The 14,513-nt window shown below is 73.5% G+C and carries 8 protein-coding genes; all 8 read left to right on the top strand.

Annotated features, from left to right (window positions below):
- Positions 1-124: 124 nt before the first annotated feature.
- The 8 genes from OHN19_RS16610 (at position 125) to OHN19_RS16575 (ending at position 14,504) form a co-directional block, all read left to right on the top strand.
- Positions 125-2,326 carry a serine/threonine-protein kinase gene (locus tag OHN19_RS16610; RefSeq protein ID WP_330264952.1) on the top strand — a complete coding sequence of 734 codons (2,202 nt, stop codon included), beginning with the start codon at positions 125-127 and terminating at the stop codon, positions 2,324-2,326.
- 174 nt (positions 2,327-2,500) lie between these two features.
- The gene (locus tag OHN19_RS16605) at positions 2,501-5,398 is read left to right on the top strand and encodes a protein kinase (protein ID WP_330264951.1); all 2,898 of its coding nucleotides are present in this window, start codon (positions 2,501-2,503) and stop codon (positions 5,396-5,398) included.
- A gap of 152 nt (positions 5,399-5,550) precedes the next feature.
- Positions 5,551-7,173, top strand: coding sequence for a protein kinase domain-containing protein (locus OHN19_RS16600; protein WP_330264950.1), 1,623 nt, complete (start codon positions 5,551-5,553; stop codon positions 7,171-7,173).
- 100 nt (positions 7,174-7,273) lie between these two features.
- Entirely contained in the window at positions 7,274-9,016 is a 1,743-nt protein-coding gene (locus tag OHN19_RS16595; protein WP_330264949.1) for a serine/threonine-protein kinase, read from the top strand.
- A 75-nt stretch (positions 9,017-9,091) separates the two neighbouring features.
- Positions 9,092-10,663: a serine/threonine-protein kinase gene (locus tag OHN19_RS16590; RefSeq protein WP_330264948.1), complete on the top strand. Its 1,572-nt coding sequence runs from the start codon at positions 9,092-9,094 to the stop codon at positions 10,661-10,663.
- Positions 10,664-10,677: 14 nt separating this feature from the next.
- Positions 10,678-11,646 carry a DUF3710 domain-containing protein gene (locus OHN19_RS16585; protein ID WP_330264947.1) on the top strand — a complete coding sequence of 323 codons (969 nt, stop codon included), beginning with the start codon at positions 10,678-10,680 and terminating at the stop codon, positions 11,644-11,646.
- A gap of 46 nt (positions 11,647-11,692) precedes the next feature.
- Positions 11,693-12,754, top strand: a complete 1,062-nt coding sequence (locus tag OHN19_RS16580; protein WP_330264946.1) for a serine/threonine-protein kinase — start codon at positions 11,693-11,695, stop codon at positions 12,752-12,754.
- 136 nt (positions 12,755-12,890) lie between these two features.
- Entirely contained in the window at positions 12,891-14,504 is a 1,614-nt protein-coding gene (locus OHN19_RS16575) for a succinic semialdehyde dehydrogenase (protein WP_330264945.1), read from the top strand.
- Positions 14,505-14,513 lie beyond the last annotated feature (9 nt).

Below are 14,513 nucleotides of genomic sequence, written 5' to 3'. Positions count from 1 at the left end.
GTGTCATCGGGGCGCCGGTTGACGGGGGGACCGGCCTGCGCGGCGCAGCTACCCCCTGGGCGTCGGGCACTTGTCGGGTGAGGGACAATGGAGGCTCTGTCAGGGCGGGTTCATGAGGGGACGCATGTCGGACGCGGAGCGGGCGGGAGCATCCCGGCAGGACGAGAGCGAGCGTCTCCTCGCCGGGCGGTACCGGCTGGGAGGAGTGCTCGGCCGCGGAGGCATGGGCACGGTGTGGCGCGCCGAGGACGAGACCCTGGGCAGGACGGTGGCCGTCAAGGAGCTGCGGTTCCCGAACAGCATCGACGAGGACGAGAAGCGCCGGCTGATCACCCGCACGCTGCGGGAGGCCAAGGCGATCGCGCGGATCCGCAACACCAGTGCGGTGACGGTGTACGACGTGGTCGACGAGGACGACCGGCCGTGGATCGTGATGGAGCTCGTCGAGGGGAAGTCGCTCGCCGAGGTCATCCGGGAGGACGGCCTGCTGGAGCCCAAGCGCGCGGCGGAGGTGGGCCTCGCGATCCTCGACGTGCTCAGGTCCGCGCACCGCGAGGGCATCCTGCACCGGGACGTGAAGCCGTCCAACGTGCTGATCTCCGAGGACGGCCGGGTCGTGCTCACCGACTTCGGCATCGCCCAGGTCGAGGGCGACCCGTCCATCACCTCCACCGGCATGCTCGTCGGGGCGCCCTCCTACATCTCCCCGGAGCGGGCCCGCGGGCACAAGCCGGGACCCGCGGCCGACCTGTGGTCGCTCGGCGGGCTGCTGTACGCGGCGGTCGAGGGCGCCCCGCCGTACGACAAGGGCTCCGCGATCGCGACGCTCACCGCGGTGATGACCGAGCCGCTGGAGGAGCCGAAGAACGCGGGACCCCTCAAGGACGTCATCTACGGCCTGCTCACCAAGGACCCCGCCCAGCGGCTCGACGACAGCCGCGCGCGGGCCATGCTCACCGCGGTGATCCACGCGCCCGAGCCGAAGCACACGGAACCGGAGCCGCCGGCGGACGCGACCCGGGTGGTGCCGCTGCCGGCCCAGCCGGAGGAGCGTGCGGGCGCGGAGCGGTTGCGCGGGGCGCTGCGTTCCATGCGCAAGGCCGCCGGGGCGGCGGCTACGTCCGCGGCCGCGTCACGGACCAAGTCCGGGGGCGGTGCGGCGGGTTCGGGTACGGCGGGTTCTCGTACCGAGGGGTCCGGCACCGCGGGTTCGGGTGTGTCGACTTCGGGTGCGTCGACTTCGGGGGGCGGGAAGGTGCCCGCCCAGGCTTCCGAGGCCGCCGCTGCGGCTCCGGCGTCCGCGCCGGCCAAGCCCGCTCCGCCGTCTCAGCCCGCCCCGCCCAAGGCCTCTCCGGCGTCCTCGGCCTCGCCCGCGTCCTCGGTGTCGCAGGGCAAGGGCGCGGCGAGTGCGTCGTCCGCGGCCCCGGCCTCCGCGGCGGGGGGCGCGGCCGGGGTGCGGGACGGGAAGACGCAGCAGGCCAACGCGGTGTCGGACGGGCGCAGTTCGGGGTGGCCCGTGATGACGCCGCCGCCGGACCTGGCGCCGAGGCCGGTGCCCCGGGCGCCGCTGACCGACGTGGTGCCGCGGCGCACCCTGGTGATCATCGCGGTGGTCGTGGCACTCGCGGTCATCGGCACCGTGCTGGCCCTCACGCTGGGCGGTGGCGACGACAGCAGCGACGGCGCCAAGGGCGGCGGCACCAAGGCGACGGCGAGCGCGGGCAGCAGTGCCGACACCAAGGAGGACGAGAGCGGGGGCACCAAGACCGACGGGGCCACCACCGGCTCCCCCTCCTCGGACACCGGTGCGGGCGCCGCGAACACCCCGAGCACCGAGGAGAGCGCCCGGAGTTCGGAAGGGTCCTCGGGCTCGGGCGGCTCCTCCGGAGATAATGCGGTCGCCTCGACGTACCGGGGGAGCCAGGGGTACTCGATAGGGCTGCCCGACGGGTGGAGCTTCCAGACCTCCAGCTCGGCGGGCGACCGGTTCACCGGGCCCGACGGGCAGAAGCTGCTCGTCGCCTGGACCAGCACGCCTAAGGGCGACCCGGTGGCGGACTGGGAGAACCAGGAGCGGGGCATGACCCGCTCGCAGTACACGAAGATCCGAATAGAGCAGGTGAGCTACCGCGGCTGGAACACGGCCGACTGGGAGTTCACCTATGTGGAGAGCGGGACGAAGTACCGGACGATCGACCGTGGATTCGTCGTCAACGGCCATCTCGGATATGCCTTGATGTACACGGCGAAAGCCGCGAACTGGGGCACTGAGCTGCGCAAGGACACATGGCAGACGCTCGCTCGTACCTTCGAACCGAAGTCGTGAGGCGCTGTGCGCCGAGCGGTCCCGTGTTTGGGCCGTGAGATGTTGAATCCCCTCTTTGCGGGTTGCCTCCGGCACGTATCGTGAGTGTTTGCGAACCGTCCGCATCCAGGTATGGGTACGGAACGGGCCGTATGGCGAACGGAATTGACCAACCGGGCGGCCGGGGGAGGCAACGTGGACGACTATGCGGGTCGGGTGCTCGCCGACCGCTACCGCCTGCCACTGCCCCCTTCTGACGAGTACGAACTCACCGAGACGCGCGCCTTCGACACCTACAGCGGGCAGGAAGTCCTGGTCAGGCAGGTCCCGTTGCCCGAGGTCGTCGAGGCGGAGGTGCTCGACGCGGAGGGGCTGCCCGACGGGTTCACGGCCCGCGATCCGCAGGGTGGGCGGCGGAGTCCGGGGCGGGGCGGTACGCGCCGGCCCACGGAACCCGCGGTGCGCAGGGCCGTCGAGGCGGCGCAGGCCGCCGCGCGGATACCCGACCATCCGCGGCTCGACCAGGTCTTCGACGTGTTTGCCGAGGGCGGTTCGCTGTGGATCGTGAGCGAGTGGGTGGCCGCGCGGCCGCTGGCGGCGCTGCTCGCCGAGAAGCCGCTGACGCCGTACCGGGCGGCCGAGGTCGCCTCCGACGTGCTGATGGCCCTGCGGGTGCTGCACGCGCACGGCTGGGTGCACCGCAACATCACCGCCCGCACGGTACTGGTCTGCGACGACGGCCGGGTGATGCTGACCGGCCTCGCGGTGGGCGCGGCCGAGGAGGCGCTGTGCGGCTACGACCCGGTGCCGGCGGAGGCGGGTGAATGGGGCTCCGGGGACGCGGAGTTCGGGGCCGGGACCGAGGACGGCGGGGCCGGTGGGCCTGGAGGCCTCCCTGGAACCGCGGGTGCGGGCACGGGAGTTGCGCGGGCCGACGGCAAAGGTGTGACCGACGGGCGGGGTGTTCCGGTGGTCGCACCGCCCGGTGGGCGCGGGGCAGCGGGTGGCTACCGGGTTCCCGGGCAGGGTGCGGGTGCCGCGGGCGAGGGTGCGGGCGGCGGGCGTACGGCGCTCGGCGGGGCCGGTGGGGCCGCGGCGGCCTTCGGGCTCGGTGCTGGTGCGCAGGGCGTGGGGCCGGGCGCGGGACTGGGGCCGGTCGGTGCGGGCGGTTTCGGCGGGGGCGACACCGACCCCGAGGCGGCTCGGCGGGCGGCGATCGAGGCGCGGGAGTCGCGGGGGCTGCCGAGCGCCGGGGTGGAGTCGTCCAACGGCGCCGGTTCCGCCGGTGCCTTGGTCCGACGGGACCCCGACGGCGGTACGGACATCAGGGCGGCGCGGGCGGGTGCGATCGCCGCGTATCGTGCGGGCGCGCGAGCGGCGGCCCGGGTCCAGGAGGCCCAGAACAGCCGAGCGGCACTTCCGGGAGCCCGCCCGGCACCGGACACCGACCTTCCGGCGGCCCAGAGCAACGGGCCGGGACCGACTCAGCCGCCGTACCCGTCGGCGGGCGGTGCCGCCCAGGTGCCGTATCCCTATCCGAACGGCGGCGCGCAACCGCCCCAGGACAGCGCGAACGGCATCGAGCACGTGCCCGGGAGTGTGTCGGCGGGGCAGATAGCGGACCCCTACGGTGTGCGGCCGGCCGCCTGGCACGGAGCCGCGCCGCGCGACGGCGTCGGTGGGATGACCAGGGGCGGCGCGGGCGGCGCCGTAGACGGGCAGATGCCCGGTCTCGGTGCCGTACCCGCCGGTGGGCCCGGACCCGGGGATGTCGTGGATGCCGCTCCCACGCGGTGGGACGAGCTCACGCCCGCCGCCCCTGCCGCTCGCCGTGGCCCCGCCACCGCGCTCGCCGCGGAGCGGGCACGGCAGGCGCGGATGGCTGTGGTGGGGCCCGTCACCGAGCGGTGGGCACCCGAGCAGGCCGGGCCGGTGCACGAGAACTGGCAGCTCGCCGCGCCCATCGGGCCCGCGACCGACCTGTGGGCCCTCGGAGCCCTGCTCTTCCGGGCCGTGCAGGGGCACGCGCCCTACCCCGAGGAGTCGACGGCCGAGCTGGTGCAGCTGGTGTGCGCCGAGCCGCCCGCCTTCGCGGAGGAGTGCGGGCCGCTGCGGCCGGTCGTGGAGTCGTTGCTGCGGCAGGACCCCACCGAGCGGCTGGACTTCGAGGAACTGCGCGGCTGGCTGCGCTCGCTGGTGCGGTCCGCGCCCGAGCCGGAGGCCGGTGTCCATGTCGTGGCCGCGCCGCCCGTGGACACGAGTCGGTTGCCGATCGTGCGGCGCCGGGGCGAGTTGGTGCGCAGGCGGCGGGCCGGGCTGCCCGCGACCAGTGCGCACGGCCGGCACAAGCGGGCCCGGGAGGACGCCGGTGCCTCGCCGCGCCGCCTCGGCCGCAATCTGCTGCTGCTGATCCTGCTGGTGATGGCCGCGGCGATCGCGTACGCCATGTACTTCATGCCCAAGGCGGACCCCGACGACGAGGGCGCCGAGAAGACCGGCTCCACCAGTCAGGCCGGGCCCGCCCAGTCCCCGGACGCGAGCAGTGAGCCCCGGCCCGAGCAGACCACGCCCGAGCCGACCGCTCCCGAGCCGTCGCGGTCCAGCGCCGCCGCCGAGACGCAGACCGCCGGGCCCGAGGTCGCCGACGGCTTCACCGTGCGCACGGACGCCGAGGGCTTCAAGGTCGCCGTGGCCAACGGCTGGGACCGCACCCCGAGGAACGGCCGCGGTCAGGTCGTGTACTCCCAGGGCGACTTCGAGCTGATCGTCGTACCCGGGCGGGACACCGCGGCGGCGAACGGTGACGACCCGATGGCCTACCAGCGCGAGAAGGAGCCCGAGCTCCAGCCGTACCGCGACTCCAGCTGGGCCACCGCCACCGGGCTGAAGTCGATCCAGGTGGGGACCAGGAGCATGGCCGAGGGGCAGTTCACCTGGACCGGCGACGACGGGCGCGAACTGTACGTGCGCAACCTCGCGATCCTGAGCGGCGGGAAGTACCACGTGGTGCAGGTGCGCGGCCCGGAGGCGGAGCGGGACGAGGTGACCCGGCTGTACGAGCAGGCGTCGGCCACGTACCAGGTGACCGGCTGACGGACGCCCCACCGGCGCCCCGGGTTCACTGCGGCTTCGCGGAAGCGACAACCGTCACAGTGAGGTCTCCTTGACGCCCCCCTGGTTCCCCTCGGCTCGGGCCGGTCCTTAGTCTGACTGCGTCAAGAGCATTGCGGGGCAACGTGAATCAGATGCAGGGCCAGCTCCTCGCGGGGCGCTACCGGCTCGCCGACCCGATAGGTAAGGGCGGCATGGGCCGCGTCTGGCGTGCCCACGACGAGGTGCTGCACCGGGCCGTGGCGATCAAGGAGTTGACCGCCGCGCTCTACGTTTCCGAGAGCGACCAGGCCGTGTTGCTCGCCCGCACCCGCGCCGAGGCCCGCGCGGCCGCCCGGATCAACCACTCCGCCGTCGTCACGGTGCACGATGTGCTGGACCACGACGGCCGGCCCTGGATCGTGATGGAGCTGGTCGAGGGCCGCTCGCTGGCCGACGCCGTCAAGGAGGACGGCCGGGTGGAGCCGCGCGAGGCCGCCCGGATCGGGCTGTGGGTGCTGCGAGCCCTGCGCGCCGCGCACTCCGCCGGCGTCCTGCACAGGGATGTGAAACCCGGCAACGTCCTGCTCGCCCGGGACGGTCGCGTCCTGCTGACCGACTTCGGTATCGCCCAGATCGACGGCGACACCACCATCACCCGCACCGGAGAGGTCGTCGGCTCGGTCGACTACCTCGCCCCCGAGCGCGTCCGCGGCGCCGACCCCGGGCCGTCCGCCGACCTGTGGGCGCTGGGCGCGACGCTGTACACGGCGGTCGAGGGCCGCTCACCGTTCCGCCGCACGACCCCGCTGACGACCATGCAGGCCGTCGTCGAGGAGGATCCCGCCGCGCCGGTCAACGCCGGTGCGCTGGGGCCCGTGCTCGCCGCGCTGCTGCGCAAGGATCCGGCCGACCGGCCGAGCACGGCGCAGGCGGAGCAGCTGCTCGCCGAGGCGGCGGAGGGACAGCGACCGGCGGCCGCGCAGGCGTATGTGCCGACGGGGGCGGTGCGGTACGAGCCGGAGAGCGCGACCCGCGGTGCCGGCACCGGCACCCAGACCCGGGCGGTGCAGACGGCCGCGGCCACGCCCTATCCGCCGGTCACGGCCGCGCCCGTGCGGCGGAAGCGGCACCGCCTGCGCACGTTCGCCCTGGTCGTCGCGCTCGCGGTGATCGTCGGGGCGGGTGCGGTGGTCGCGTTGCAGCAGTTCGGTACGGACAGCGCCACCGGGTCCGGCCCCTCGACGCAGACTCCGAGCGCCACTGCGACCGAGTCGGACGGACAGCCCGGGGTTCCCGCCGGCTGGCAGCGCCACAACGATCCGGCGGGTTTCACCATCTACCTGCCCCCGGGATGGCAGCGGTCCATCTCCATCGACGAGGACGGCCTCACGCAGGTCGACTACTCGCCCGACAGGGGCAAGCACCTCGTGCGGGTCGCCGTCGACACCGCTCCGGACTTCACCAGCTCGTACGAGCACATGAGCAACCTGGACGCGCAGATCTCGGACCTGAAGAACTACACGCGGCTGAGTCTCAAGAAGGTGCTGTTCCGCGACCTGCCGGGCGCGCGCTGGGAGTACACGTGGGATGCGCTGGCAAAGGATCCGCCGCATTACTTCGCGGCCCCCTACCGCGCCATCGACGTCGGGTTCATGGAACGCGACGGCACCGAGTACGCCATCTACGCGTCCTCACCGACCGCCGACTGGGCCACCACCCGCAAGGACTTCGACTGGATCCTGCGCAGCTGGCAGGAGGCCGAAGCGAAGGGGTGAGAGCGTCACGCCTTCGGCGGAGCGAACGTCGGTGGTGTTCGTTTCACTTGGCCGGTCGCCGTCCCGGAGGGGGTTCGTCCGCTGGGGCATGATGGGGCGCATGGGGACCGAGGGGGACACCTTCCGCGTGATCGCGAGCCGTTATCGCCTGGAGGCGAGGATCGGGCGCGGCGGGATGGGCGTGGTGTGGCGGGCGACGGACCAACTGCTCGGCCGGCAGGTCGCCGTCAAGGAGATCCCCCTCGACGAGACCCTCTCCGCCGAGGACGCGAGGCTCCAGCGCGACCGCACGCTGCGTGAGGCCGGTGCGGTCGCCCGGCTGCGCCACCCGCACATCATCGTCGTGCACGACGTCGTCGAGCAGGACGAACGGCCGTACATCGTCATGGAGTTGATCGACGGCGGCTCCCTCGCCGAGCGGATCTCCGCCGACGGGCCCGTCGACGCCCGCGAGGCCGCCCGGATCGGCGCCGACCTGCTGAGCGCGTTGCGCTCCGCGCACCAGGCCGGGGTGCTGCACCGCGACATCAAGCCCGCCAACGTCCTCGTCGAGTCCGGCACCGGCCGGGTCGTCCTCACCGACTTCGGCATCGCCCAGGTCGCGGGCGCCACCACGCTCACCGAGACCGGCTCCTTCGTCGGCTCGCCCGAGTACACGGCGCCGGAGAGGATGTCCGGGACCAGGACCGGTCCCGAGGCCGACCTGTGGTCGCTGGGCGCGCTGCTCTGCACGGCCCTCAGCGGCGAATCCCCGTTCCGCCGCGACTCGTTGGGCGGCATCCTGCACGCCGTCGTCATCGACGAGATCCGGCCGCCCGCGCAGGCCGCGCCGCTCCTTCCCGTCATACGGGGGCTGCTGGAGCGCGATCCCGAGCGGCGCCTGGACGCGGTGGAGGCGGAGCGGATGCTGCGGGCGTTCCTGGAGACGGGCCGTACCCCGCCGCGCCGGACGCCCGAACGCCCGTACACACCGACCGAGCGCGACCTTCCGCTACGGCGGTCCCCGGCACAGCGCGCCGCTTCGGCACGGCGGTCCCAGGAGCGGCGGGATTCCTCGCCGCAGCGGTCCCAGGAGCAGCGGGATGCTTCGCCACGGCGGTCCCAGGAGCAGCGGGATTCCTCGCTACGGCGATCCCCGGCGTCGTCGGCGAGCGGCGGGGCCGGAGTCCGGGCGCGGTCGAGGCGGGGCGTGCTCATGGCGGCGCTGCTGGTCGCCGCGCTGGCGGGGGCGGGGGTGTCGGCGGCGGTACTGCTGACGCACCGGGGCGGGGAGGGCCGTACCACGACGAGCAGTTCGGCGCCCGGGACACCGGTCGGCACCACTCCGCGCACGTCGGCGGGCACCTCGCCGACAGCGCCCACGAGCCCTTCCGCCAGGCCGCCCGCGGTGACGCTCCCCTCCGCCCCCTCCGGCTACCGGGTCGCCGAGGACCCCGCCGGGTTCGCGCTCGCCGTGCCGGACGGGTTCACCCGTGAGCCGCAGGGCGAGCGCGTCTTCTACCTGTCGCCCGGGGAGACCTTCCGGCTCGGCGTCAAGGTCACCGAGCCCCAACCGGGCGGGCCGCTGGGCGTGATGCGCCGCGCGGCCGCCAAGGGGCCGGACAGCAACCCCGGTTACCGGGCCGGCCGGGTCACCTCGGTCACGCACCGCGGACACCCCGCCGCCCTCTGGGAGTTCACCTGGGACGGCTTCAGCGCGGCCGAGGGCGCCCGGCACACCTACGACGTGTGCTGGGAGGAGAACGGGCGGCTGTACGACGTGTGGGTCTCCGCGCCGGTCGGCAAGGTGCGGGAGGCGAAGGAGTACTTCGACGTGGCCGTCGACACCTTCACGGTGACGTAGGGATACGTCACGGGTGTGTGACCGGAATGCGTCCCCTCTGGATGCGCGCGTGCCTGGCGCGATATGGATGAACCCATGAGCAGCAGCGGGGGAGTCGGCCACGAGTCCGACGAGACGACGAGTTACGTTCTGCAACCACCCAGGCCTCCTCAGCCGGAGTCGGGTGCGGGGCGCCTCATAGCCGGCCGCTACCGGTTGCTCGCCAAACTCGGGCACGGCGGGATGGGCACGGTGTGGCGGGCCCAGGACGAGACCGTGGACCGTGAGGTGGCCGTCAAGGAACCCCGCGTCCCGGACCACCTTCCCGAACGCGAACGAGGGAACGCCTTCGAGCGCATGCGGCGCGAGGCACGCGCGGCGGCCCGGCTGGACCACCCCTCCGTCGTGAACGTGCACGACGTGGCGGTCGTGGACGGCCGGCCGTGGATCGTGATGGAGCTGGTGCGGGGGCGCTCGCTGGGCGACGCCTTGCAGGAAGGCACCCTCGGGGCCCGTGAAGCGGCGAGAATCGGCCTGGAGGTGCTCGGCGCGCTGGAGGCCGCGCACGCGGCGGGCATCCTGCACAGGGATGTGAAACCGGACAACATCCTGCTCGGCCGCCACGACCGGGTCGTCCTCACCGACTTCGGCATCGCCCAGATCGAGGGCGAGACCAACCTGACCGACACCGGCGGCTTCGTCGGCTCGCCCGAGTACATCGCCCCGGAGCGGGTGCTGGGCCAGCGCCCCGGACCCGCCTCCGACCTCTGGTCGCTCGGCGTGGTCCTGTACGCGGCGACGGAGGGCGTCTCGCCGTTCCGCCGCAGCAACACCCCGGCCACCCTCCAGTCCGTCCTCAACGCCATGCCCGCACCGCCCGCCGCCGCGCCCGGCCCGCTCGCCGACGCCATCAACGGCCTCCTTCAGAAGGACCCGGCGCGCCGCCCGACCGCCACGCAGGTCAGGGCGCTCCTGGAGGCCACCGCCAACCCACCGGCCCCGGAGCCCACGGAGATCGTGCGGACCGTGGAGGTCCCGGCGGGCGGCGGCCTGCGGCTGGGCCGCAAGACGCTGCTCGGGCTCGGGGCGGCGGTCGTAGCGGCCGCGGTGGCGGCGTATCTGGTGATCGCGGACCCCTTCGCGGGACCGCTCCCGGACGGCTGGACGAAGAAGCACACCAAGGACGTGGCCGCGACGCTGGCGGTGCCGGCCGGCTACCAGCCCACCACGCCCGACCGGAAGACGGACAAGACCCACTGGATCACGTACTCCGACTACAGCGGCGCAATCTGGATCGGCCTGAGCCTGGACCGGAAGGCCGAGGACACCGCGCACGACATCGCGGGGTCCGCGGCGGCCGAGATGTACGACGACGACAGCCGGTTCAAGGAGAGCGGCGACTACGACCTCAGCATGCCGGACACAGCGAGGACCCGGCCCGAGGAGAAGACCTACCAGGGCGCCAAGGCCGCCGGGAACACCGTCACCTACACCACCACCGACAGCCAGAACCCCCGCCCTCGCGAACTCCAGATCTTCTACTACCGCACCACCGGCGGCGACATGTACAAACTCACCGTCAGCTATCCGGGCAAGGGCGACTTCACCGCCCGGGGGCGTGAGGTGGCGCGGACGGCCATCGCGAATCTGGGGGTGGACCGGCTCTGAGCGGATTCGGGCCGATGGCCGACGGCGACGGGGCCGGGCGCCCGGTCGGTGGCATGGGCGAGGCGGGCAGGGCGGCGCAGGCCGTCGTCGCGCAGTACGTGCGGGACGGGTTCCTCACGCCGGAGAGCGTGGCGCGTGCCGAGTTCGACGTGTGGGACCGGACGACGCCGGGCCGGGTGCTGCTCGTCGCCGTGCAGGTGGTCCTCGCACTGCGGCAGGAGGACGGCCGGACCGACCTCGGCCGTCCGGTGCCCGGACTGGACGCGGAGGACGCCCGGCTGATGATCAGGACCCTGCTGCGGGACCCAGCGGCGGCTCCCGAGGCCTCTCGCCGCGACCTCATCACCCTCGACCGTCTGCTGGAGCTGCTGGCCTCCTTGATCGCCGAGGAATCGCTGTCCGAGGAAGCGGTGGACGCCCTGCTGGAGGCAGCGGAGGAGAGCTGTCTTGCCGTCGGACCGTGGGACGAGAGCGACGACCGTCGGCCCCGTGATGTCGAACTGACCGATCTCGGTGGCCTGTTGGTGCCGACGGAGCCCGGCCTGAAGATCGAGCTGATGCGGTCGCGCAAAGACGGCTCCCTCGCCGGTGTCACCCTCATGCGTGGCCGGACCGCGATCCAGCTCCAGGCGTTCCGTGCGCTCGGGGACACCTCCTGGGCGACCGTCCGTGCGGATCTGGCCCGTACGATGCGCAGCCGGGGCGGTTCCGCGGAGGAGCGCGTTGGCCCCGCGGGGCCCGAACTCCAGGCCGTCGTACGGATCCAGGGACCTCCCGGCAAGGACCGTCAGACCGTGCGGGTGCTGGGCCACGACGGCCCGGGGTGGATCCTGCGCGGCTTCGTGACAGGCCTCGGCGCGGAACCCGACAGCACCGAGGAGTGGCCCTACGACACCTTTCAGGGGACCGTCGTCCGGATGCCCGCCGATCCTCTGTCCACCGACCCCCTGATCCGGCTGCGGTGGCCGGATCAGGGTCGCTGAGCCCGCCGCTTAGACAAGGGCATGACCCGCACGGTACTCATGTGCCATGAGTGAAGACGGCGAACTCCCGTCCGGCGGACGTCTGATCGGTGGGCGGTACCGGCTCGTCGAGCGGGTCGGGGCCGGGCCGAGCGGCACGGTGTGGCGGGCTCACGACGAACAGGACGACCGGTACGTCGCCGTCAAGGAGCCGCGTCTGACCGGTGATCCGGAGGACGAGGAGCGGCGGCGGGCCGTGCACCGGCTGCCGCACGAGGCGCGCGCCGCGGCGTGGGTCGACCATCCGTCGGCCGTCGCCATTCACGACGTACTCCTCGAGGACGAACTGCCCTGGATCGTCATGGAGTTGGTGGAGGGCGAGCCGCTGGACGCCGCTCTCGCGGGGCGCGGGCCGCTGTCCGACGCGGAGGCGGCCCGGATCGGGCTCGCCGTCCTGGGCGCGCTGCACGCCGCCCACGGGGTCGGCATCGTCCACCGGGACCTCAAGCCGGCCAACGTCCTCCTCGAAGCGGGCAGTGGACGCGTCGTCGTCACCGACTTCGGGATCGGCGGCGCCGGGCACGCCGGTGCCCGGGAGACCTCCGCCGGGTTCGTCGCCCCGGAGTGCGCGTCCGGGCCCGGCGCCGGGCCCGCTTCCGACCTGTGGTCGTTGGGGGCCGTGCTCCGGGTGGCCGTGGCGGACACCCGGCCCGGTCCGCTGGGGACCCTGCTGGAGCGCCTCCTCGTGCCCGAGCCGCAGCAGCGGCCCCTGGCGGAGGAGGTCGCCCGGACACTGGCCGAGGTCGCGGGGGCGCGTGTGCCGGGGTGGGCCGTGGCAGCGCGGCGGGCGGGCTCCGAGGCGCCGGCCGCGGGGGCGGACGCCGTACCGGACGCCGGTGCGCACGCAGCGACGGCCGCGACGCCGGATCCCGCGCTCGTGGGCTCCGGCGCGCAAGCCGCCCCGTCGGATCCCGCGCTCCTGGGCTCCGGTGCGCACGCCGCGACGGCGGACACCGCATCCGCCGCTCCGCCGACCGCCCCCCATCACGGGCCCGACCCCCAGCCCCGCCGTCTCACCGCCCTCTCCGCCTTCGGCCTGCTCCTCCAGAAAAAACCGGAGCGCGGCTGAGCGGTGCTGATCATCGCCCCCCAATGCCCTGATCAGCACATTCCCTGCCAGTCATCACTGGCGAAGTGTGCGTACTCCGTGAACGCCCGTTACTGACGGGTACCCAAAGCCCCCCGTCCCGAATATCCTGCGGCTCATGACGGACGCGCAGGCCCCGGCCAAGACCGGCACCAACCCCCTCGCCCCCGCCCCTGAGGGCGCCCGCACCGCGGCCGACGTGGTCACCCCGGAGCTGGTCGCCCAGCTCACCAAGGGTGTCGTCGGCTCCGGTCGTACCGCGAACCACACGCCGTTCACCGGCGAGAAGCTGGCCGACCTGCCCGAGTCCACCCCCGAGGACGTGGCGAAGGCCTACGAGACGGCCCGCGCGGCGCAAGCGGTGTGGGAGCGCACGCCGGTGCGGCAGCGCGCGGCCGTCCTGCTGCGCTTCCACGACCTGGTCCTGGAGCGCCAGGCCGAGGTCCTCGACCTCATCCAGCTGGAGACCGGCAAGGCCCGCCTGCACGCCCACGAGGAGGTGCAGGCCGTCGCGGTCGCGGCCCGGCACTACGGCCGCAAGGCCCCCGCCTACCTCAGGCCCAAGCGCCACACCGGTGCCGTGCCCACCCTCACCAAGGTCACCGAACTGCGCCACCCGCGCGGGGTCGTCGGCCAGATAGCCCCCTGGAACTACCCGCTCGAACTGTCCGTCGGCGACGCGCTCCCCGCCTTCGTCGCGGGCAACGCGGTCGTGATGAAGCCCGACACCGAGACCTGCCTGACCGCCCTGTGGGCCCGTGACCTGCTGATCGAGGCCGGACTTCCCGCCGAGGTCTTCCAGGTCGTCCTCGGCGACGGTCCGGTCGTCGGCCCCGAGGTCGTCAAGCACGCCGACTACGTCTCCTTCACCGGCTCCACCCGCACCGGCCGCGAGGTCGCCCAGGGCGCCGCCGCCCGCCTGGTCGGGGTCTCCCTCGAACTCGGCGGCAAGAACGCCATGCTGGTCCTCGAGGACGCCGACATCGAGAAGGCCGCCGCCGGAGCCGTCCGCGCCTGCTTCTCCTCCGCCGGCCAACTCTGCATCTCCATCGAGCGGTTGTACGTCCACGAGTCCATCGCGGACGCCTTCCTGGAGCGCTTCGCCGCCCGCACCCGGGCCATGCGGCTCGGCACGTCCCTCGCCTACGGCGCCGACATGGGCTCCCTGGTCGGCGAACGCCAGCTGGAGACGGTCACCCGGCACGTCGAGGAGGCCGTCGCGAAGGGCGCCGAGCTCGTCGCCGGTGGCGTCGCCCGCCCCGACATCGGCCCGTACTTCTTCGAGCCGACCATCCTCGACGGCGTCACCGAGCCGATGGCCGTGTGCGCCGAGGAGACCTTCGGCCCCGTCGTCTCCATCTACCGCTTCAAGACCGAGGACGAGGCGATCGAGCTCGCCAACTCCACGCCGTACGGCCTGAATTCCTCGGTGTGGACGAAGGACGGCAAGCGCGGCCGCGAGGTCGCCTCCCGGGTGCGCGCCGGCACCGTCAACGTCAACGAGGGCTACGCCTCCGCCTACGGCAGCGTCCAGTCCCCGATGGGCGGCATGAAGGACTCCGGCCTCGGCCGCCGCCACGGCTCCGAGGGCATCCTCAAGTACACCGAGGCCCAGACGATCGCCCAGCAGCGGCTCCTGCCGATGGCGCCCTCCCTGGGCATGGACGACGAGAAGTACGCGGCGTTCATGAGCCGGAGCCTGAAGGTGATGAAGGCCTTCCGCTTCAAGTAGGAGCACCCG

This window comes from Streptomyces griseorubiginosus (genome assembly GCF_036345115.1).
In the GTDB taxonomy this organism is placed as follows: domain Bacteria; phylum Actinomycetota; class Actinomycetes; order Streptomycetales; family Streptomycetaceae; genus Streptomyces; species Streptomyces griseorubiginosus_C.
Note: the sequence above shows the minus strand (reverse complement) of the source record. Positions and strands in the feature narration are given on the sequence as shown.

Excerpts from the sequence above, each read along its gene's own strand:
- OHN19_RS16590 (WP_330264948.1), top strand. The coding sequence starts at position 9,092 with ATGAGCAGCAGCGGGGGAGTCGGCCACGAGTCCGACGAGACGACGAGT.
- OHN19_RS16600 (WP_330264950.1), top strand. The coding sequence starts at position 5,551 with ATGCAGGGCCAGCTCCTCGCGGGGCGCTACCGGCTCGCCGACCCGATA.
- OHN19_RS16580 (WP_330264946.1), top strand. The coding sequence starts at position 11,693 with ATGAGTGAAGACGGCGAACTCCCGTCCGGCGGACGTCTGATCGGTGGG.
- OHN19_RS16610 (WP_330264952.1), top strand. The coding sequence starts at position 125 with ATGTCGGACGCGGAGCGGGCGGGAGCATCCCGGCAGGACGAGAGCGAG.
- OHN19_RS16595 (WP_330264949.1), top strand. The coding sequence starts at position 7,274 with ATGGGGACCGAGGGGGACACCTTCCGCGTGATCGCGAGCCGTTATCGC.
- OHN19_RS16575 (WP_330264945.1), top strand. The coding sequence starts at position 12,891 with ATGACGGACGCGCAGGCCCCGGCCAAGACCGGCACCAACCCCCTCGCC.
- OHN19_RS16585 (WP_330264947.1), top strand. The coding sequence starts at position 10,678 with ATGGCCGACGGCGACGGGGCCGGGCGCCCGGTCGGTGGCATGGGCGAG.